The 21,846-nt window shown below is 42.7% G+C and carries 17 protein-coding genes; 2 read left to right on the forward strand and 15 right to left on the reverse strand.

Annotation, left to right across the window (positions count from 1 at the left end):
• Positions 1–96: 96 nt before the first annotated feature.
• The 11 genes from meaB to DFO72_RS01910 all read right to left on the reverse strand — a co-directional run bounded on the left by meaB (position 97) and on the right by DFO72_RS01910 (position 16,059).
• Positions 97–1,212, reverse strand: a complete 1,116-nt coding sequence (gene meaB, locus DFO72_RS01860) for a methylmalonyl Co-A mutase-associated GTPase MeaB (protein WP_113884419.1) — start codon at positions 1,210–1,212, stop codon at positions 97–99.
• On the reverse strand, positions 1,213–3,405 hold the full coding sequence (scpA, locus tag DFO72_RS01865) for a methylmalonyl-CoA mutase (protein WP_113884418.1): 2,193 nt from the start codon (positions 3,403–3,405) through the stop codon (positions 1,213–1,215).
• A complete protein-coding gene (locus DFO72_RS01870; protein WP_113884417.1) occupies positions 3,395–5,257 on the reverse strand; it encodes a methylmalonyl-CoA mutase subunit beta in 1,863 nt (620 codons plus the stop codon). The genes scpA and DFO72_RS01870 overlap by 11 nt, the downstream gene beginning before the upstream one ends.
• 198 nt (positions 5,258–5,455) lie before the next feature.
• Positions 5,456–6,775: a dihydrolipoamide acetyltransferase family protein gene (locus tag DFO72_RS01875; RefSeq protein WP_113884416.1), complete on the reverse strand. Its 1,320-nt coding sequence runs from the start codon at positions 6,773–6,775 to the stop codon at positions 5,456–5,458.
• A gap of 126 nt (positions 6,776–6,901) precedes the next feature.
• Positions 6,902–7,885, reverse strand: coding sequence for an alpha-ketoacid dehydrogenase subunit beta (locus DFO72_RS01880; RefSeq protein ID WP_113884415.1), 984 nt, complete (start codon positions 7,883–7,885; stop codon positions 6,902–6,904).
• A 12-nt stretch (positions 7,886–7,897) separates the two neighbouring features.
• Complete coding sequence (locus DFO72_RS01885; RefSeq protein WP_113884414.1) at positions 7,898–8,893, reverse strand: thiamine pyrophosphate-dependent dehydrogenase E1 component subunit alpha; 996 nt, start codon at positions 8,891–8,893, stop codon at positions 7,898–7,900.
• A gap of 81 nt (positions 8,894–8,974) precedes the next feature.
• On the reverse strand, positions 8,975–10,396 hold the full coding sequence (gene lpdA, locus DFO72_RS01890; protein WP_113884413.1) for a dihydrolipoyl dehydrogenase: 1,422 nt from the start codon (positions 10,394–10,396) through the stop codon (positions 8,975–8,977).
• Positions 10,397–10,410: 14 nt separating this feature from the next.
• Positions 10,411–11,520, reverse strand: a complete 1,110-nt coding sequence (buk, locus tag DFO72_RS01895; RefSeq protein ID WP_113884412.1) for a butyrate kinase — start codon at positions 11,518–11,520, stop codon at positions 10,411–10,413.
• Between the two features lie 162 nt (positions 11,521–11,682).
• Positions 11,683–12,777, reverse strand: a complete 1,095-nt coding sequence (bcd, locus tag DFO72_RS01900; RefSeq protein ID WP_009332881.1) for a branched-chain amino acid dehydrogenase — start codon at positions 12,775–12,777, stop codon at positions 11,683–11,685.
• A 106-nt stretch (positions 12,778–12,883) separates the two neighbouring features.
• A complete protein-coding gene (yqiS, locus tag DFO72_RS01905; RefSeq protein WP_113884411.1) occupies positions 12,884–13,786 on the reverse strand; it encodes a phosphate butyryltransferase in 903 nt (300 codons plus the stop codon).
• A gap of 206 nt (positions 13,787–13,992) precedes the next feature.
• Positions 13,993–16,059 carry a sigma-54 interaction domain-containing protein gene (locus DFO72_RS01910; protein ID WP_113884410.1) on the reverse strand — a complete coding sequence of 689 codons (2,067 nt, stop codon included), beginning with the start codon at positions 16,057–16,059 and terminating at the stop codon, positions 13,993–13,995.
• Between the two features lie 154 nt (positions 16,060–16,213).
• Between DFO72_RS01910 and DFO72_RS01915 the strand changes: the two genes are divergently transcribed.
• Both DFO72_RS01915 and DFO72_RS01920 read left to right on the forward strand, forming a co-directional pair.
• The gene (locus DFO72_RS01915) at positions 16,214–16,450 is read left to right on the forward strand and encodes a DUF2627 domain-containing protein (protein WP_113884409.1); all 237 of its coding nucleotides are present in this window, start codon (positions 16,214–16,216) and stop codon (positions 16,448–16,450) included.
• A gap of 18 nt (positions 16,451–16,468) precedes the next feature.
• Positions 16,469–16,609 (forward strand): YycC family protein, encoded by a 141-nt coding sequence (locus DFO72_RS01920; protein WP_113884408.1) that lies wholly within the window; start codon positions 16,469–16,471, stop codon positions 16,607–16,609.
• Between the two features lie 135 nt (positions 16,610–16,744).
• Here DFO72_RS01920 and spo0A read toward each other — a convergent pair whose 3' ends face one another.
• The 4 genes from spo0A to ahrC form a co-directional block, all read right to left on the reverse strand.
• Entirely contained in the window at positions 16,745–17,533 is a 789-nt protein-coding gene (spo0A, locus tag DFO72_RS01925) for a sporulation transcription factor Spo0A (protein ID WP_113884407.1), read from the reverse strand.
• A 371-nt stretch (positions 17,534–17,904) separates the two neighbouring features.
• Positions 17,905–19,194, reverse strand: a complete 1,290-nt coding sequence (gene spoIVB / locus DFO72_RS01930) for a SpoIVB peptidase (RefSeq protein ID WP_113884406.1) — start codon at positions 19,192–19,194, stop codon at positions 17,905–17,907.
• Between the two features lie 182 nt (positions 19,195–19,376).
• A complete protein-coding gene (gene recN / locus DFO72_RS01935; protein WP_113884404.1) occupies positions 19,377–21,059 on the reverse strand; it encodes a DNA repair protein RecN in 1,683 nt (560 codons plus the stop codon).
• Positions 21,060–21,140: 81 nt separating this feature from the next.
• Positions 21,141–21,590: a transcriptional regulator AhrC/ArgR gene (gene ahrC, locus DFO72_RS01940; RefSeq protein ID WP_009332889.1), complete on the reverse strand. Its 450-nt coding sequence runs from the start codon at positions 21,588–21,590 to the stop codon at positions 21,141–21,143.
• Positions 21,591–21,846: the final 256 nt, after the last annotated feature.

Raw genomic sequence — 21,846 nt, forward strand, 5'->3', positions numbered from 1 at the left:
GATCCATACCCCTAAACTCCCTAGATTCGCCAGTGCTCAAAAGGCACTGGCCATTTTTTTTGCTTTCAGAAAAAGCTGCCCTTTTGAAGGACAGCTTCATTTAGAATAGATATTAAATAATTCTTCCACTGCAGATGTGACCGTCCTGTTTCCCGCAATGACCTCGTTTTCAATTTTCGGAAGGAGCGGCTTTATATCAGGATGATAGAAAAAGCTGAATTGAAGCTGATCCAGGATCATGGAATGGATCCATTGTTTTGTCTGGAGTCTTCTTCTTTCCTCAAACACGCCTGAGGCTTTTGCAGTGTCTTCAAACATTTTGATCACTTTCCATATCTCCGGGATGCCCTGATTAAAAACAGAAGAGCAGGTATAGGCTCTGGTTTGCCATCCTTTTGTAGCAGGCTGGAGAAAATGAAGAATACGGTTATACTCTGCTTTTGTTTTCTCGGCCAATTTTTTATTGCTTCCATCGGCTTTGTTGACAATTACCGCATCTGCCAGTTCCATAATGCCTTTTTTCATTCCCTGCAATTCATCTCCCGCCCCTGTCAGCGTTAATAGCATAAAAAAGTCCACCATGTCCCTGACAATGACTTCACTTTGTCCCACGCCGACTGTTTCAACCAGAATTACATCAAAGCCTGCCGCTTCACACAGGAGCACAGTTTCTCTTGTTTTCCGGTGGACTCCTCCCAGTTTCCCTGCTGAAGGAGAAGGTCTTATGAATGCATTTGGGTTTCTGGAGAGCTGCTCCATTCTCGTTTTATCGCCAAGGATGCTGCCACCGCTCAAGCTGGAGCTCGGATCAACGGCAAGCACAGCTACTTTTAATCCTGCGTCACACAGGTATGTCCCAAACGATTCAATGAATGTGCTCTTTCCTGCTCCCGGCACTCCTGTTATCCCGATCCTAAGCGATTGTCCTGAATGGGGCAAAAGTTTGTGCAGGATTTCCTGTGCATGGCGAAAATGATGTTCTGCGTTACTTTCAATCAGAGTAATCGCTCTGGCAAGCACACCTCTCTTGCCATTTAAAATACCATCTTCAAGAACGTTTAGATCAGGCAGGGAGGCAGTTCTTTTTTGAAACCTGCCTTTTTTCTCAAATTTCAGCCCCGGCTCACCTGTATCCACACCACCGCGAACAATGCTTGTAAAATTATCTGCTTTTTCTTCATCAAACCATTCCGGTTTCTTATCCTCAGTCATTTACTGGGTCACTTCCTCATACCCGAGACGGCTGTAGATCTCCCTGATGACTTTTTGGGCTGCCACTGGAATGACGGTGCCTGGGCCAAAAATGGCAGAAGCACCATGCTCATATAAATACTGATAATCCTGTGCCGGAATAACCCCGCCAATGACGACAATAATATCTTCCCTGTCCAGTTTCTTCAGCTCGGCGGCAAGCTGCGGAAGAAGGGTTTTATGTCCGGCAGCAAGTGAACTGATGCCTATGACATGAACGTCATTTTCCACCGCCTGCATGGCTGTTTCTTCAGGTGTCTGGAAGAGAGGGCCTATATCCACATCAAAACCGAGATCGGCAAAGGCAGTTGAAATGACTTTTGCTCCCCTGTCATGTCCATCCTGCCCCATCTTGGCAATCAAAATCCGAGGTCGCCTTCCTTCGTTTTCAAGGAATTCATCTGTCATCTGCTTTACTTCAGCAATTTCTTCTTCGTTGGAAAAAGCAGAACTGTACACGCCGCTGATAGAACGGATAATTGCTTTATGGCGACTGGCCACTTTTTCAATCGCTTCAGAAATTTCACCGAGAGTGGCTCTCACCCTCGCTGCATTTACTGCAAGCTCAAGAAGGTTGCCTTCCCCTGTATCTGCAGCTCTAGTAATAGCTTCCAAGGCTTCAGCAACTTTCTCATTATCGCGTGAAGCCTTTAACTGCTCCAGCTTTTCGATCTGCTTTAAACGGACAGCTGTGTTATCAATATCGAGGATATCAATCGGCTCTTCTTTTTCCAGCCGGTACTTATTCACTCCAATAATGGTTTCTTTTCCGGAATCAATTTGTGCCTGTCGTCTGGCAGCCGCTTCTTCAATTCTCATTTTTGGCAATCCTGTTTCAATTGCCTTGGCCATTCCGCCAAGATTTTCGATTTCTTCAATATGCTCCCAGGCTCGCTTAATTAATTGATCTGTTAAAGCTTCTACATAATATGAGCCTCCCCATGGATCGATCACATTCGTGACCCCTGTCTCCTCCTGCAGGTACAGCTGCGTATTTCTCGCTATACGGGCAGAAAAGTCTGTCGGCAATGCAATGGCTTCATCCAGTGCATTCGTATGAAGGGATTGTGTATGTCCCATCGCTGCCGCATGCGCCTCAATGAGTGTTCTTGTTACATTATTGAAGGGATCCTGCTCGGTTAAGCTCCAGCCAGACGTTTGAGAATGCGTTCTAAGCGCCATTGATTTCGAATTCCGAGGTTCGAATGTCTTCATCATTTTTGCCCAGATGTAGCGGGCTGCCCTCATTTTTGCCACTTCCATAAAGTAGTTCATGCCGATGGCCCAGAAAAACGAAAGCCTTGGTGCAAATGAGTCGATATCGATTCCAGCTTTAAGGCCGGTTCTTACATATTCGAGTCCATCTGCAAGGGTATAGGCAAGTTCAATATCAGCAGGAGCTCCCGCTTCCTGCATATGATAGCCTGAAATGCTGATGCTATTGAACTTCGGCATATATTTTGATGTATATTCAAATATATCTGCAATGATTTTCATGGACATTTCCGGAGGATATATATATGTGTTGCGCACCATGTATTCTTTTAAGATATCATTCTGGATCGTTCCAGAAAGTTTCTCTTGGCTTACTCCCTGCTCTTCCGCTGTAACAATATAAAAAGCCATGACAGGCAAAACCGCTCCATTCATCGTCATGGATACAGACATTTGATCTAAAGGTATCCCATCAAACAGTGTCTTCATATCCAGGATGGAATCAATGGCCACGCCAGCTTTCCCGACATCTCCCTCGACTCTTGGATGATCTGAATCATAGCCTCTATGAGTAGCAAGATCGAAAGCAACTGATAAGCCCTTTTGACCCATCGCAAGATTTCGCCGGTAAAAAGCATTACTTTCCTCTGCAGTAGAAAAACCGGCATATTGACGGACAGTCCATGGCCTGTTCACATACATGGTTGAATATGGTCCTCTTGTATATGGAGGAAGCCCCGGTTTATCGTTTAGGTGCTCCATGTCTTTAAGGTCTTCATATGTGTACAGTGGCTTTACTTTTATTTGCTCATTTGTTTCAAAGAGAAGATGATCAATGGATGAATTGATTTCTTCCTCCGCTTTTCTTTTCCAGTCATCTTTGTCTGATTGTTTTGCTTCAAGAATATCCAGGCTTTTAAAATCAGGTTTATTGGCCATTGCTTGCCGCCTCCATCTCGTTCAGCATATTTAAGAGAGTTCCATAGCAATCGCTTTTTACATGAATGTATCCGCCGATGCCAGCGTTCTTATATTCATCCTTTTTCCCCTCTTCGGGAAGACCGGCTAAATAGATTTCAGCTGACGGGAAAGCTTCTTTCAATTGTTTAATTAAAGGTACAGCCATGCTTTCGTATTGTTCATTTGATCCGCAAATAAAATAATGCCTGCAATTTGTTTTTTGAATAAATGCTTCAGCATCTTCAGGATTATTTACCGAACCGCTATTAACTGCACCAACCCCGCCAGGAGCCAGGAAGCCTGAAATAAAATCAGCACGCGCTTTATGGTCTTTCAATGCTCCCAAACAGATAAGGCCTGCTTCAGGTCGAATGCCCTTTCCTTTTAATCTTTCAGATAAATTCCGCAAACCCTCGAAGGACTCAGAAAGGCGGACCTGCGGGATAGTCTTGAGATCACTCTTGCTGTTCTGGACGGTTTCCATTTCTGCCTGAAGCGGCTTTTCATCAAGATTTGCATATATATTCGTTCCGATGATACTTTGTTTTCTTGTATGAACATCTTTCTTCTTCTTTTCAAGAACTTGGGTAATCTGATCCTGAATCCATCCTGTTTGAAGGGCATCCGCCATTCCTCCCTGCTCTTCTATCTCAAGGAAAAGTTCCCAGGATTTGGAGCACAGTTCATTTGTCAGATGCTCAATATACCAGGAGCCGCCTGCTGGATCAGAGACCTTTAGTAAATGCGCCTCTTCCCTTAAAATCAACTGAGTATTGCGGGCAATCCGTTCTGAAAAAGGAGATTTGGCTCTTTCCGGGTCATTATATGGACTGACATGAAGGTATTGTATTCCTCCCAATACTGCTGCGAACGCTTCATTCCCCGCTCTCAGCATATTTACATAGGAATCATAGGCAGACTTAGTAAAGAAGGACGTCTCTGCAGAAATGACCATTTTTTTACTGTCACCCTCAGCTCCGAATGCTTCCGCCACATTGCCCCATAATACTCTTGCAGCACGAAGCTTGGCAATTTCCATGAAAAAGTTTGAGCCAACAGCAAACTTAAAGACCATTTTGGATAATATTTGTTCGAGGCTTTTGCCTTTATCAAGAAGATATTGCAGGTGATTTACCCCTGTTGCAAGAGCAAGTGCAAGTTCCTGGACGGCATTTGCACCGCTATTATGGTAAACCGCTGAATTCACCATGATGGTTTTCAGGCTGGGCAGATTTATTGCTGCATCACTCATCGTTTGATTCAAAGTTTCGTATAGTTCATCGATTGAGCGGTCGTTCAATGTATCGGCAGCAGCAATAGCAAGCGGATCTGCTGCAACATATCCAGAGACTTTTTCTCTTTCTTTTACTTTTCCAAGTCCTGCCATTATTAAATGCTGATTTCGTCCGGCATCAACACTGAAAGGGTACCTTTCATAAAGTTCACCAACAGCCAGGCTAATCTTCTCTGGATTCTTTAACTGTTCCGGCTCAAACGCAAGAGCTGTCTGCCCTGTCTTTATGGCAGCAAGAAGTTTATCTGACAGCTCTTCGGAAGAGGAAGCACTAATTTTCTGTGCAACCTTCCATTCTTCCGACAGGTATCCGGCTGCATAGGAACCTCTTCTAAAGTCTTCTGCGCCCGGAAACTGTGATAATGCACCTGTTTCCAGGTCTTCTCTGGAATAAAGCGGTTTCAATTTTATGTTTTCATATGTATTTCGTGATAATGTTTCTAAGGATTTCCCTTTAAGAGCTTTTTCCGCACTTTGTTCCCAATCTTCATTTGTCTGCTGCGGGAATTTTTCTTCAATCATTTTCTTTAATGACATAATTTGCTGTCCTTGTAGCTGACAGCGTTCCCTCCCCTCATGCGGCAGCGGACCCGTTTCATATAAGAAACAATGCCGCAAGAAAATTATAATAAAATTCTAAATTCTCCATATACCTATTTTAGTATACAAAAGAGAAACAAGCAATGAACAATAAGAAACCGCCGCCCCAAAGCAGGGCAGCGGTAATTTTACTTATTAATAAATAGTTGTATTTTCTTTAGATGTGTTCTCCAGAATTTCCTTCACACGCTGCAGGAAGCGGCCGCAAACCAGGCCGTCTAATACACGGTGATCAAGCGACATACAAAGGTTAACCATATCACGGACAGCAATCATGCCATTGTTCATTACTACAGGACGCTTCACAATGGATTCAACCTGAAGAATTGCAGCCTGAGGATAATTGATAATGCCCATTGACTGGACAGAACCGAATGAACCGGTATTATTTACAGTGAAAGTCCCACCCTGCATTTCAGCGGAAGTCAATTTACCAGTACGTACTTTTAATGCAAGATCATTGATTTCACGGGCAATACCCTTAATCGTTTTTTCATCAGCTGCTTTGATGACCGGAACGAATAACGCGTCATCTGTTGCAACTGCAATGGAGATGTTGATATCCTTCTTCTGGATAATCTTATCTCCTGCCCACATGGAATTAATCTGCGGGAATTCCTTAAGGGCCTGCGCAACAGCTTTTACGAAGAAAGCAAAGAATGTAAGGTTGAAGCCCTCTTTTTGCTTAAACTCACCTTTGATGCTGTTGCGGTATTCAACAAGATTTGTAACATCTACTTCCATCATTGTCCAGGCATGCGGGGCTTCATGTTTGCTGCGAAGCATGTTGGCTGCAATCGCTTTACGCACTCCAGTAACAGGGATTTCAACATCACCCGGCATTACTGGAATATTTGGTGCTGGCGCTGCCTGTTTCGGCGCTGCAGGCTGGGCAGGTGCTGGAGCCGGCGCTTCTGTCTTTTCCGGTGCTGGTGCTGAAGCAGCTGCCGCTGTAGGAATATTTCCGGACTCAATGATTTTCATAAGGTCTTTACGGGTAATGCGTCCGCCTCCCCCTGTACCTGTCACCTGATTTAAGTCAATGCCATGCTCTTGAGAAAGCTTTAAAACGGCAGGTGAGTAGCGGACTCCTTTTGGTGCATCTGCCTGAACAGGTGCTGCTGGTGCAGTAGGCGTTGCCCCTGAAGGTGCAGCTTGAGCTTTGTCCTCTGCTTTAGATTCTGATGGAGCTTCCTGAGCAGCTTCTCCGCCGCCTTCAGTTTCAATTGTCAGAATAACCTGGCCAACTTCATAAGTTTCGCCTTCCTCTGCAACCAACTCTTTGATTACACCAGAGAAAGAAGATGGGACCTCAGCATTTACTTTGTCTGTCATTACTTCAGCAAGCGGATCATATTTATTTACTTTATCTCCAACAGAAACCAGCCATTTGCTGATTGTCCCTTCAGTAACACTTTCCCCAAGCTGGGGCATTTTAATTTGTTCAATAGCCATTGGGTAACCTCCTTCTAGCTGCCCGCATTTGCGGGCCTTACAGCCAGTGCAGCTGATCCGGAATGAATTCCAGCCGGAGAGATGCACCATCTGCGCTTTCCATTTTTATTAACTAAGATGCCCTAATTAAAATTCAGCCAATTCACGCATTGCTTTTTCTACTTTATCAGGGTTAACCATAAAGTATTTTTCCATAGTCGGGGCATAAGGCATTGCTGGCACATCAGGACCGGCAAGGCGTTTGATTGGTGCATCCAATTCAAACAGGCAGTTCTCTGCAATAATGGCAGAGACTTCGCTCATAATGCTGCCTTCTTTATTATCTTCAGTAAGAAGAAGCACTTTTCCTGTTTTTGAAGCAGCTTCGATAATTGCTTCTTTATCTAACGGATAAACCGTCCTTAAATCAAGGATGTGCGCTGAGATGCCATCTTTGGCAAGTCTTTCAGCAGCCTGAAGAGCGAAATGAACGCATAGGCCATAAGTGATCACCGTAATATCTTCACCCTCGCGTTTTACATCCGCTTTTCCGATTGGCAGCACATAATCATCATCAGGAACCTCGCCCTTAATCAGGCGGTATGCACGCTTATGCTCAAAGAACAGCACAGGATCCTCATCACGGATTGCCGCTTTCAATAAACCCTTAACATCATAAGGCGTAGAAGGCATAACAATCTTAAGTCCCGGCTGATTCGCAAACACTGCTTCGACAGATTGGGAATGGTAAAGTGCTCCATGTACACCGCCGCCATATGGTGCACGAACAACTATCGGACAGCTCCAGTCATTGTTGGAACGATAGCGGACGCGTGCTGCTTCTGAAATGATCTGGTTAACCGCCGGCATGATGAAGTCGGCAAATTGCATTTCAGCAATCGGGCGCATTCCATACATCGCTGCACCGATTCCAACCCCTGCAATTGCTGATTCAGCAAGCGGAGTATCAATTACGCGGTCTTCGCCAAATTTATCATACAGTCCTTGTGTCGCTTTAAACACGCCACCTTTTTTACCTACGTCTTCACCTAAAACAAATACCTTTGGATCTCTTTCCATTTCCTCGCGGATTGCCATAGTTACCGCATCGATATAAGAAATTACAGCCATATTCTCTCCCCCTTACTGGTCAGCATAGACATGCTTTAAAGCAGATTCCGCTTCTGCATATGGAGCGTTTTCAGCATAATCAGTTGCTTCGTTTACCAATTTCATAATCCGGTCATTAATTTCCTTTTCAATCGCATCATCCATTACGCCATTTTCTTTCAGGTATGCGCCAAAAGTAATAATTGGATCTTTTGTTTTCGCTTCAGCCACTTCATCAGGAGCACGGTAGCTTCGGTCATCATCATCAGATGAGTGTGGAGTTAAACGGTATGAAATCGTTTCGACCAATGTCGGCCCTTCTCCGCGGCGGCCTCTGTCCGCTGCTTCTTTCACAGCTTTATAAACTTCAAGCGGATCATTTCCATCAACTGTTATGCCCGGCATACCGTAGCCGATAGCTCTGTCAGATACGTTTTCACAAGCAAGCTGCTTTTCAATCGGTACAGAGATTGCATATTTATTATTCTCACACATAAAGATAACAGGCAGCTTATGAACACCGGCAAAATTCGCACCTTCATGGAAGTCCCCCTGGTTTGAAGAACCTTCACCAAACGTTACAAAGGTTACCAGATCTTTTCCTTCCAGCTTTCCGCCAAGAGCAACCCCAACAGCGTGAGGCACCTGTGTAGTAACAGGTGAAGAGCCTGTTACGATACGGTTTTTCTTTTGGCCGAAATGTCCTGGCATTTGGCGGCCGCCTGAATTTGGATCTTCGGCTTTAGCAAACCCTGACAGCATTAATTCCTTGGCTGTCATGCCGAACGTAAGGACTACTCCCATGTCGCGATAGTATGGCAGTACATAGTCCTTCTCGCGATCAAGTGCAAATGCAGCACCTACCTGAGCAGCTTCCTGTCCCTGACAAGAAATAACGAAAGGGATTTTTCCAGCGCGGTTTAAAAGCCACATACGCTCATCAATACGGCGAGCTAATAGCATCGTCTCATACATTTCAAGAACTTTCTCATCACTTAAACCTAAATCTTTATGACGGTTTTCAGCCATTTATACAACCTCCTAAGCTAATATGTATCACCGGGCTCCAAATGTGAGCCTGGACTTTTTCTATTTTATATAATTGGAACTTTATCCGTGGATAGCTTTTCCATCAACTGCAAGGGCAGCTTCACCGATTGCTTCAGATAACGTCGGATGAGGATGGATGGTATGTGCTACTTCCCATGGAGTTGCATCAAGAACACGGGCCAGGCCAGCTTCTGAGATCATGTCTGTTACGTGCGGGCCTATCATATGGACACCCAGGATATCATCGGTATCCTTATCTGCTACAATTTTCACAAAGCCGTCGGATTCACCAAATACTAGTGCCTTTCCGATTGCCCGGAATGAGAACTTGCCCGTTTTGACATTATGGCCTTTTTCTTTTGCTTCATCCTCTGTTAATCCTACACTTGCCGCTTCAGGTGAACTATAAATGCATTTAGAAACCAGGCTATAGTCAATTGGAGAAGGATTCTTGCCGGCAATGTGCTCCACGGCAACGATTCCTTCATGAGAAGCAACATGGGCCAGCTGAAGGCCGCCAATGACGTCACCAATTGCATAGATATGGGATTCCTTTGTCTGGAAGTATTCATTTGCTAAAATAAATCCCTTTTCAATCTGAATGTCAGTGTTTTCAATGCCGATGCCCTCTGTATTTGCCTGACGCCCCACAGAAACAAGCAATTTCTCGGCGGAGAATTCCTGCTGAGATCCTTTCACTTCAGCTGAAATCGTAACTCCTTCGCCTTTCTGAAGGGTTTCAGGAAGCACTTTTGCTCCTGTTACAATTTTGACTCCCTTTTTCTTCATAAGGCGCTGCATTTCTTTTGAAATTTCTTTATCTTCCGTAGGTACAATGCGGTCAGCATATTCGATTACTGTTACATCAGCACCAAAGTCTGATAACATCGATGCCCACTCGATCCCGATGACTCCGCCGCCAACAATTATAATGGAGCTTGGCACTTCTTCCAAAGCTAAAGCCTCATCCGAAGTCATTACAAGTTGTCCATCAATGTCCAATCCTGGCAGGGTACGAGGACGAGATCCAGTTGCCACAATAACATTTTTAGGGATCAGCATTTCATTTTCGTCCCCATTGTTCATTTCAACAGAAATTGTCCCCGGCATCGGAGAGAAAATAGATGGTCCAAGTATGCGGCCAGTTCCTTCGAAAACATCAATCTTGCCTTGCTTCATCAAGTGCTGAACACCTTTATGAAGCTGATCAACGATTTTATTTTTTCTTTCCTGTACCTTACTAAAATTGATGGACACATCACTTGTCACTACGCCAAAATCTTCACTGTGCTTAGCGGTAGCAAACACTTCAGCACTTCTTAATAAAGCCTTGCTTGGGATACAGCCTTTATGGAGGCAAGTCCCTCCAAGTTTTCCTTTTTCAACGATTGCCGTTTTTAAACCAAGCTGTGAAGCACGAATGGCAGCTACATAACCGCCTGTGCCTCCGCCTAAAATCACCAAATCATATTCCTGTGCCAAGTTGCTTCCTCCTTCTATTTCAACGCTGCTTTGTCAGCTTTTTTTCCAGGATATTCTTTTTCAGTCTCTTCACCGCGGAGGACTCGAAGAGCGCCTTCTGCGAGTGCCTGCAGTTCATTTTCACCAGGCTGTACCATAACATCTGCAATCCAGTTAATCCGTTCACTGATTTCGTTTACAAAGTCCTTGCCATAGGCAAGACCGCCTGTAAGGATGATGGCATCAACCTTTCCGCCGAGCACTGCACTGGCAGATCCGATTTCCTTAGCCACCTGATAAGCCATTGCGGAGTAGACAAGCTTTGCTTTCTCATCTCCGCCTTCAATCATCTTTTCAACCTTTACTGCATCATTTGTTCCCAGGTAACCAACGAGACCGCCTTGTCCAACAAGCTTCTTCATCACTTCTTCACGATAAAAGCTGCCGGAGTAGCAAAGTCCCACCAAATCACCGGCAGGTACAGTACCTGCCCGTTCCGGACTGAATGGCCCGTCTCCATGAAGTCCGTTATTAACATCAACTACTCTGCCTTTTTTATGAGCGCCTACAGTTATACCTCCGCCCATATGCGTAACAATCAGGTTAAGCTCCTCGTACTTTTTGCCAAGTTCTTTGGCTACTCTCCGGGCAACAGCTTTCTGATTCAAGGCATGGAAAATACTTTTTCTTTCTATCATTGAAAAGCCTGAAATACGGGCAATTGGATCCAATTCATCAACTACAACCGGATCGACAATGAACGAAGGAATATTCAAACCCGAAGCAATCTCATATGCCAGTATTCCGCCAAGGTTAGAAGCATGCTGACCAGCAAAACCGGCACGAAGATCCTCAAGCATTACCTCATTAACTGAATATGTGCCCCCTTCAATCGGTCGAAGCAATCCCCCGCGCCCGCACACTGCACTTAATTTGGAGATATTGATTCCCTCATGATCCAGTGTTTCCAGAATGGTCTGCTTGCGGAATTCATATTGATCGATAATACTTTCATAAGAGTTAATGACATCTGCATCATGGCGCAATGTCTTCTCCAGGACAGAGATCTCATTATCGAAAACTCCAATCTTAGTTGAAGTGGATCCCGGATTGATGACGAGAATTCGATGTTCTTGTTCTAGCACGTTTAAACCTCCATAAAGAGCGGAAATCTCCCTTGTAAAAGCATACTCTTACTCAGGTACAATTAACTGCCGCTGCATTTTTTCTACTCTGTTTTTAAAGGCAAAGACGCTGAATATTCAATTCAGCGCTTTGTATTTCTAGAAAGAAGTCCTCCCTATAGCTTATCTGCGGCTTAGAATATGATGGCCATTTTGGAGGAATTGTCCGCGTGAATTACGCATTCTTTCAATTCTTTCCTCAACCATGCGGTCAGCCGCTTTATATGTCGGAATTCCATCCCTTTTAGCAATCTCAATAACTTTTTCAATATTATTGTATACTGTTTCAACTTTTTTCATTGCTCTTTCGCGGTTGTATCCGTACAGTTCATCCGCAACATTAATTACTCCGCCTGCATTAATTACATAGTCTGGAGCATAAACGATGCCCATCTCATGAATTAAATCACCGTGGCGTGTTTCTTTAAGCTGATTGTTGGCAGCTCCAGCGATTACTTTTGCTTTCAGCTGCGGAATTGTATCATCATTAACTGTCGCACCTAAAGCACAAGGAGCATAAATATCACATTCAACTCCATAAATTTCATTTGGTTCAACTGCTTTAGCACCGAACTCTTCAACTGCACGCTGAACTGCTTCTTTATTAATATCTGTAACAATCAGCTGTGCACCTTCTTCATGCAGATGGCGGCAAAGATTGAACGCAACGTTTCCAACACCCTGAACAGCAATTGTTTTGCCTTCAAGAGAATCAGTTCCGAAAGCCGCCTTTGCTGCAGCCTTCATACCTCTGTATACGCCATAAGCTGTAACTGGTGAAGGGTTGCCGGAAGAGCCGAAAGCAGGTGAAATTCCTGTTACATAGTCTGTTTCCTCATGGATCAGGTCCATATCAGCTACTGTAGTACCCACGTCCTCAGCAGTAATGTAACGTCCATTTAAACCTTGGATATAGCGTCCGAATGCACGGAACATTTCTTCGTTTTTATCTTTGCGCGGATCGCCGATAATAACTGTTTTACCTCCTCCAAGATTTAAACCAGCTGCTGCATTCTTATATGTCATGCCGCGTGCAAGACGCAATGCATCCTCAATAGCTGCTTCTTCAGATTCATAAGTCCACATGCGTGTCCCGCCTAGTGCCGGGCCTAAAGTAGTATCATGAATAGCAATAATAGCTTTTAAGCCTGATTGTTTGTCCTGGCAAAACACCACTTGTTCGTAATCGTATGTTTCTAGGTATTTGAAGATTTCCATGTTATATTTCCTCCCCGGAATTTTTAAAAGTAATATGTTCGTTTTGTTAATAAATTTTTCATTTCGATTTAAAAACACTGAATGAATTAATTTCTATCAGAGCCCATTACTTTGCTGAGCATATCGCTAAAGCCAAGGAATAAACCTTACTTTCTGCCGAATCTGCTCTTGAAGTAAGAACGATCGGCGCTTTGGCACCTGCGATAACAGCTCCTACTTTGGCTTTTGCAAAGTAGACAAGTGATTTATATAAAGTATTCCCAACTTCTATAGTCGGCACCAATAAAATATCTGCCTGTCCTGCAACTTCACTTTTGATTCCCTTATGTTCAGCCGCTTCAAAAGAAATTGCATTATCCAAAGCCAGAGGACCGTCGACAAGACAATCTTTTATCTGGCCCCTTTGGTTCATAAGAGTTAATGCTGAGGCATCCAGAGTTGCCTGCATAGCAGGGTTAACAACCTCTACTGCAGCAATCGGGGCTGCAAGAGGCTTTTCTATTCCTATGCTCCTTGCAATTTCAACCGCATTTTTTAGGATTTGTGCTTTTTGATTGAGATCCGGTGCAATATTCATTGCTGCATCAGTGACAATCGTAAATCGTTCAAAACCTGGAACCTCAAATACGGCCACATGTGATAAAACATTTCCTGTTCTTAAGCCGAATTCTTTATTTAAGACAGCTTTCAAAATACCTGCCGTCGGGATATTTCCCTTCATAAGCACATTGGCTTTCTGCTCTTTTACAGCCCTTACTGCCAATTCTGCAGCATATGCAGACGATTCTGCATGAATGATTTCAAGCTTAGGGCTTTCAGCTGCTTCGCTATGGTTCCGATTTATGATTTCGCGGATTTTTACCTGATCCCCGAATAATAAAAAGCTTGCTAAGTTCAGCTTAATTGCTTCAGCAACTGCTTCGAGAACTTCTTCGTCTTCCGCTGCGGCTACGGCTACAGTTTTCTCACCATATTGGGTTGCTTTCGTTAGAAGCGAATCCAATTTCATCTGTTCAACCCCCTTACTAGAAAAGCGCGCGCCTCGCCCTCCCTCGACACCTCGTGAGGCAGGCTCCTTGTGCTAGCAATTATCGGCGCCTTTTTCTTGATGTCCATCCGTTTATTACACTTGCAAGAAGTGTGCCAACTCAAAAACACTGTGAAAACGCTTTATTCACCGAACTAAAGCGCGCAATTAATTGCACACTATGAAATTTATTGCATGCCATCTTTTGCAATATTGTATTTCTCCAATTTATAGTAAAGATTCCTGACAGAGAGTCCGAGCGATTTAGCTGCCTTGGTTTTATTTCCATCCAACTTGTGAAGTGTTTGTCTAATCATTTTTGCCTCATATTGCTCTACCAGCTGAGTTAATGTTTTAGTTTGAGCTTCTTCACTTATTTCAACATTTGGAGACGGCTTATTGGCACCTATTAAATCCGGAATATGCCGTTCCTCTATTTCCGTTTCGTTGTAATTCATAAAAATAATGGCTCTGCCGAGGATATTATCAAGTTCTCTCACATTTCCCGGCCAATCATAAGCCATTAGTTTATTAACAGCTTGGTCTGTTACACCTTCTACATTCCGTCCATATTCCTGGTTGATCTTTTGAATAAGCCTGCTGCATAGAAGAGGAATATCCTCCTTTCTGCGTCTTAATGAAGGAATATGTATGGGCATTCGATTCAGCCTGTAGTATAAGTCTTCCCTGAAAGTGCCGTCTGCAATTCCTTTTTCTAAATTCACATTGGTCGCAGCAATAATTCGAACATCAATTGAAATAGGCTTGGTCCCTCCCACTCTTGTAATTTCATGTTCTTGAAGAACCCTGAGAAGTTTCGCTTGAGTGTTAGCTGTCAGCTCGCCAATTTCATCCAGAAAGATACTGCCTTTATCAGCTTCCTCAAACAAACCTCGTTTGCCGCCTCTTTTTGCTCCTGAGAACGCCCCCTCTTCATAGCCGAATAATTCGCTTTCCAGAAGAGACTCTGATAATGCGGCACAATTAACCCTGATAAACTTGTTATATTTTCGGTCGCTGGCATTATGTATAGCGTGAGCGAACAATTCTTTGCCTGTCCCTGACTCTCCTCTAAGCAAAACGGTAGCTGGAGTTTTAGCCCCGAGTCTTGCCTGTTCAATTGCAAGCTTCATCTCTTCAGATGTTCCAATAATATCCTCGAATGAATATTTCGCTTCCAATGTACGGATAATCTGTCTTGCCCGGCTTAATTCACGATTCAGATTCTGAATTTCCGATACGTCGTGAATAACTCCCACACTTCCTTTTAACTTTCCATCAACAATGACAGGCGCAACATTTACAATAACATCCTTTCTTTTCGGTCCGACCCTCATGGCCACACCCCTCATTGCCCTTCTCGTTTGAAGAACCTTCATATGAACACTTTCACCTTCGGAAATATCGGCTGTTGCAGGCTTCCCGATCACCTTTTCTTCGGCCAGGCCTGTTAGCCTGGAATATGCCGGATTGATCAAAATTCCTTTCCCATTTTCATCAACCACAGAAATGGCTTCCTCACTTGATTGAATAATCGCCTGAAGCATTGTCTGTATCTCTTTCAAATTCGTAATTTCTTCCGCAAGCGAGACTACTTCTGTTATATCCTTAAAAACAGCAAATGCACCCATTAATTCGTTATTTTCTCCAAGCATTGGTATTCTTGTCGTAATAATTTTCAGGCCATTTGCCAAAGTCATTTCCTGATTCGCTTCAATTCTCCTTGTTGCCATTACTCTGGGAAGCATGCTGTCTGTAATGACTTCATTAACTTTTTTTCCTAAAGCGTCTTTCCTCTTAATTCCTGTCATTCTCTCCGCACTTCGATTAAAGACTGTAATCTCACTAAAGTTGTTGATTACAATCATACCGTCATCAGTCGAATTAAAAATCAAGTCATGCTTATACGTTTCATTCCTGAATTTTGAAATCAGTTCTTCCTTTTCTTCAAGTAATTTCGCGATTAGGAAAGCTACACTTCCAGGAATCAGGACCGTATTTTTGCTCCTGGCTTCCCTGATGTCGATAAATACCTGTTCATTTCCGGTAACTTCAATAATGATATCAATATCTTGATCCATAAAATGACGCCAATCAGCGCTAACCGGGATGCCGCTTTTTTTGGCAATCTGAAGTCCCTCAGCATCCGGATTGATGTCCACCATTGCTTTTACATCCAGAACTGCCGTCTCTTTTATAATTTTAAGGATGGCCGTACCGCCTTTACCTGCACCGACAATCATTACAGTTTGCATTGTTCTACCTGCTTTCATTGAAAATTCTTGCACGTTTGACATTATTCCGTGCAACATTCTTCATGAATTTATTTTAGCATAGCAGCGGTACTTGACAAATTTATTTAATGATTTATGATTTCGGTAGGTAATTCGATTTGAAGGGAATTTTTTTATGATTAGACTAATTGCTTTATTAATTTTACTTCTGCCAGGCATATTGGCTGTCTATGGGATAAAATTAATGAGAGATATGGTCTTTGGCATCCTGCAAAGCCCATTTCCATATTTATGGCTTCAATTTGTTTCAGGTTTCCTTTTCTTAATCATAGGTCTTGGCTTTATCGCAGGATTTATTCTTTATCGCGATCGAAAGAGAAACAAAGTTCAGGATCGATTTAAAACCAAATAAGTTAGTGGGGGATAAAAAGTGAAGCCGCTACAAATATCACCGGAAACAGCATTAAAGCTTGCTGAAAAACTAAATCTTCCTCTTGAGCAAATCATGCACATGCCTCAGCACATCTTGATTCAAAAGATGATGGAGCTTGAGAAAGAAGAAAAGAAATAAATTAATAAGTTCAGTTTGAAAAAAATTTTCAAACTGAACTTATTTGTTTCCGCTGAGTTTTGAGGGACAATAAAAAACGCCCCATAAGGAGCGCAGCATAGCAAATAAATTATTTTGTTATAAGTCCTTACCCTTTCAAGAAGCTTTGTGCTCCAGACGCAGCTTATCTGCAACCATTGCAATGAATTCTGAGTTGGTTGGCTTTGCTTTTGTCATGCTGACTGTATATCCGAAAAGAGATGAAATGGAATCAATATTACCGCGGCTCCACGCAACTTCAATCGCATGGCGGATTGCACGCTCCACACGGCTTGCAGTAGTATTAAACTTCTTAGCAATATCAGGGTAAAGCACTTTTGTAATGGAACCGAGAAGTTCTATATCATTGTACACCATTGAAATGGCTTCACGGAGATATAAGTATCCTTTAATATGGGCAGGAACGCCAATTTCATGGATGATGCTGGTGATGCTGGCATCCAGGTTCTTAGGCTTTGCTTCTGCCTGAGGACGGTAAGATGGAGCTGGCTTGCGGAGAAAAGAATTTGATTTTCCGCTGACCTGACGTATATGACTTGCCAAATTGTCCATGTCAAATGGTTTGAGGATAAAGTATGAAGCTCCCAAATCCACCGCCTTCTTGGTAACATCTTCCTGTCCGAATGCGGTGAGCATGATTACATTAGGGAGTGTTTTCAAATTTAAATCTCTCATTTTTTCGAGTACAGCAAGTCCATCCAAGTGAGGCATGATAATATCCAATACTAGAACGTCGGGCTGTGTCTGCTCTAATATTTCGAGGCAATCCTGTCCATTATGTGCCACACCGGCAACTTCCATGTCTTCCTGGGAAGATATATATTCCTCTAAAAGTCCGACCAGTTCCCTATTATCATCCACAACACAAACTTTTATTTTTTTCACTTACTTTCCTCCTCGGTCCAATTATGGTCTCTTTAACAAATGTTCATTTTCGAACACGCTCTTTTTAATATCTATTTTCTATTCTAAATGAGAAATTCGACAATGCAACAAAAATTCCTCTACTTTTTTGAAATTTTCTTAAAAAACCAACTATATCTCATTTATTCTTTGTTTTTCTTCTGTTTTCGACTGATTTCGCCACACTCTTTATAATTCGTGTATTTTTGTCGAAAAATCTTTATTTTCATTTTAACATAACTATAGCTGTTTTCTTTATAGTTTTTGTTAGGCCTATAATGTGGCCTGTAAACAGCACAAGAACAGACAAAAAAAAGACGGGTTTTACCCGCCTTTTTCAAGACCATTCAGTATTAGGATGCTTTCTCTTCTGCTTTTTCATATATATCAATACCTGCTTCATTTAACATCCATTCAATATGAACACCATATCCTGAAGTAGGGTCGTTTACAAATACATGGGTCACTGCTCCAATAATCTTGCCATCCTGGATAATCGGGCTTCCGCTCATCCCCTGGACTATGCCGCCTGTTTTATCAAGCAGCTTCTGATCCGTCACTTTTATGACCATTCCTTTTGTTGCCGGAAACTTCTGCGGAATCGTACTGACAATTTCAATATCGAACAATTGCACTTCATCATTGTCGACCACAGTTAAAATTTGGGCAGCTCCCTCTTTCACTTGATGAGATAAGGCTATAGGCATCGGTTTGTCAAAAATTCCGTTCTTCATATCCCGGTTTAATTCCCCAAATATTCCGAATGGACTGTTCCTGACAATATTCCCGATTATTTCTTTATCTGAAGAAAATCGTGCCAGTTTTTCACCGGGGTTGCCATTGCTGCCTTTTTCAATTGAAGTAACAGTCGATCTGACAATTTGCCCGTCTTCAACCACAATTGGCTTCTTTGTATCCATATCGGAAATAACATGGCCGAGTGCTCCATATTTTTTTGATTCCGGGTGATAGAAAGTCATCGTCCCAATGCCTGCTGCAGAGTCACGTATATATAATCCAAGCTTATAGGTTTCTTCCCCGTTTTCTTTCAAGGGAGTCAGTTCTGTTTTCACCTTTCCGCTCTCACGGCTTACGATGATTTGGAGCGGATTGCCGCTTTTGCCTGCTTCTTGAACAAAGGGAGCAACATCTGACATTTTTTCTATTTTCTTTCCATTGATTTCTGTAATGATATCTCCAATCTTTATGCCGGCCGTTTCGCCCGGCGAAGCTTTTCCTTCAGCCGTATTAACCTGATGGTGTCCAACTACTAACACGCCTACTGTATTCAGTTTAACCCCGATCGATTGGCCTCCTGGAATTACTTTAAAATCTTTTAAGACATTAACGTCAACTTTCTTTATCGGAAAACCCGCCAGTTCGAGAAGCATTTCATTTTTTCCATTTTCTTTTGCATGAAGAGAAATCGAATGGTTATCTTCATTAAGTGAAACACTTTTATTATCTATGGACAGTCCGGCCGACACTGCTTCTGCCTTTGCAATGTCCAGCTGCTGCCCTTCAAAAAGAGTAATATTTGCAGGTATTTGCAAATATTCCTGAACAGGCTTGGAAAAACCTAAAGCAATTAATGAAACAAGGAGAATTCCACCAATTATTTTGCGCAAAACATCATATGTCAAATTTTTCACTCTCCTCGCTTCTAGTCCATCCACGTCAAATGGCTACATCTTTAATTTTGCCTGCATCGGAGGCATTTATAACAGCCATTCACATAAAAAAAGCTATCCTGCTTTGGATAGCTTTTCAAGGTATTAGATCTGATAGCGCATCTGGTGGGAACAGACCTTATAATTGATCAAAATTACTTTAGCTGATTAGCCAGATGCAGCAGCTCTTTCGCATGCTCTTTTGTTAAATCAGTAATTTCCACTCCTGAAATCATACGGCCGATTTCTTTGACTTTCTCATCTTCGGTCAGCGGTTTTACTGTTGTTTTCGTACGCCCATCCTTTGTGTTTTTAGCAATGAATAAATGAGTATCTGCCATGGCCGCAACCTGCGGAAGATGAGAGATGCACAGCACTTGTGAATCCACGGAAACATGATGGATCTTCTCCGCAATGGCTTGCGCAACCCTGCCGCTCACGCCTGTGTCCACCTCATCGAAAATAATACTTGTGACACCCTGATGTTTTGAGAAAATGCTCTTTAAAGCAAGCATGATTCGGGACAATTCACCGCCTGACGCTATTTTAGACAGCGGCTTGAGCGGTTCTCCCGGATTGGTGGAAATATAGAACTCCGCCCTGTCAATCCCGTTCTTCAGGAAGACTTCGGAATCGGAAAAGAATCTGACCTCAAAAACTGTCTTTTCCATATATAATTCCTTAAGCTCTTTGTGAATTAACTTGGTAAGTTTAAGAGCAGATCTCCTGCGCAGCTTGCTCAATTCTTCTCCTTCAACCAGAAGGTCTTTTTTCAGGGCAGCAACTTCCTTTTGCAGTTTATCAATATGGGTTTCTTTATTTTGCAGGGTTTCAATTTCTTCTTCTATCTGTGCAGCGTATTCCAGCACTTCTTCAACCGTTTTTCCATATTTTCTTTTTAGCCCATTAATTTCATTCAATCTGCTTTCTATTTCATTAAGTCTATGGGAATCATATTCCATGAAGTCCATTTCATTGCGGAGTGATCTGGCTGCATCTTCAAGCAAATAAAAACTGTTTGTCACATTTTCCGCTATTTCTTTATAGGCGGGGTCCAGTTCCGCGGCATCATTCATATAGCCCATAACCATCCCGATCCAATCAAGCCCTTTTTGTTCTCCTTGAAGGGCATTATAGCCTGACTGAAGAGAATCAAAAATACGTTCATAATTGGAAAGCTTTCTTTTTTCTTCAATCAAATCTTCATCTTCGTTCAATTTCAGCTGAGCCGACTGAATTTCATCCAGCTGAAATTGAATTAAATCAAGCCGGTGCGCCATTTGCTGTTCATTCTCACTTAAATTCTTCAGCTTTTTCAGTGTGCTTTCAAATAACCTGTAGATATCCTGGTATTCAGTTAAAGCAGCGGATATTTTGGATCCCCCAAACTGATCGAGGAGAGGAAGATGAAAGGTTTCATCCATTAATTCCTGATGTTCGTGCTGTCCATGTATATCAATAAGGGAACTTCCGATTTCTCTCAATACAGAAATAGTGACAAGTTTTCCGTTCACTCTGCAGACGCTTTTCCCTGTCTTTGATATATCCCTGCGGAGAACAATCATTCCATCTTCAATCTCTATCCCAAATTCAGCAGACCGTTTATAGCAAGGATGTTTAGGATCATCCAGGATAAAAAGCCCCTCAATTTCAGCCTTATCCTCACCATGGCGGACAAATTCTGCAGATCCCCTGCCTCCGGCCAGCAAGTGAATGGCATCGATTATGATAGACTTTCCTGCCCCTGTTTCACCAGTTAAAACAGTTAAGCCCTTTTCAAATGAGACAGAAAGGGCTTCGATTATGGCAAAATTTCGTATGGATATTTCGTTTAACAATCATATCACCTCATAAGAAAAGCGATGAACGCCAGCCTATCGGCTTAAGACCGAAGCGATGGCGCCCGGAGCTTGAATTATCTACAGCATTTCAAGAAAACGGTTTGAAATTGCTTCTGTATCTTCTGGGGTTTTACATATGATCAGGCATGTGTCGTCCCCGCAGATTGTCCCCAGAATCTCTTCCCAGTCAAGATTATCAATAAGTGCGCCAATAGCCATGGCATTACCGGGGAGAGTCTTCATTACAAGGAGATGTCCTGCAGTATCCACTCTGACAAAGGCATCCATTAAATTTCTTTTAAGCTTTTGCAGCGGATTGAACCGCTGGTCCGCTGGAAGACTGTATTTGTATCTTCCGTCCATTAAAGGAACTTTCACAAGGTGAAGCTCTTTAATATCTCTTGAAACAGTCGCCTGGGTTACATTAAACCCGGCGTTTTTCAATTCATCCACCAGGTCATCCTGTGTTTCAATATCGTTATTTGTAATAATCTCTCGGATTTTAATATGTCTTTGCCCTTTATTCATTTTTTCACCTCTATAATCAGCCGCTTGAAAGCGGGCAGAAAAAAATTAATTTAAAGTATTTTGTACTCTAATGTTAGCTGATTTTCTCATTAAAGTACAATTTTTCCCGTATATTAATTATTATAATTCGTTAAAACTCGACAAATTCCTTTTAGAAAAGCGTAAGGGCCTGCCCGCCCCCAACACCTCGAATGTGCAGGCTGCTTGCACTAGACAGTTCTCGAAGCAGACATTATATACCCTTTTTAAAAAAAGG

This window comes from Cytobacillus oceanisediminis (genome assembly GCF_004366035.1).
Lineage (GTDB): Bacteria > Bacillota > Bacilli > Bacillales > Cytobacillaceae > Cytobacillus > Cytobacillus oceanisediminis_C.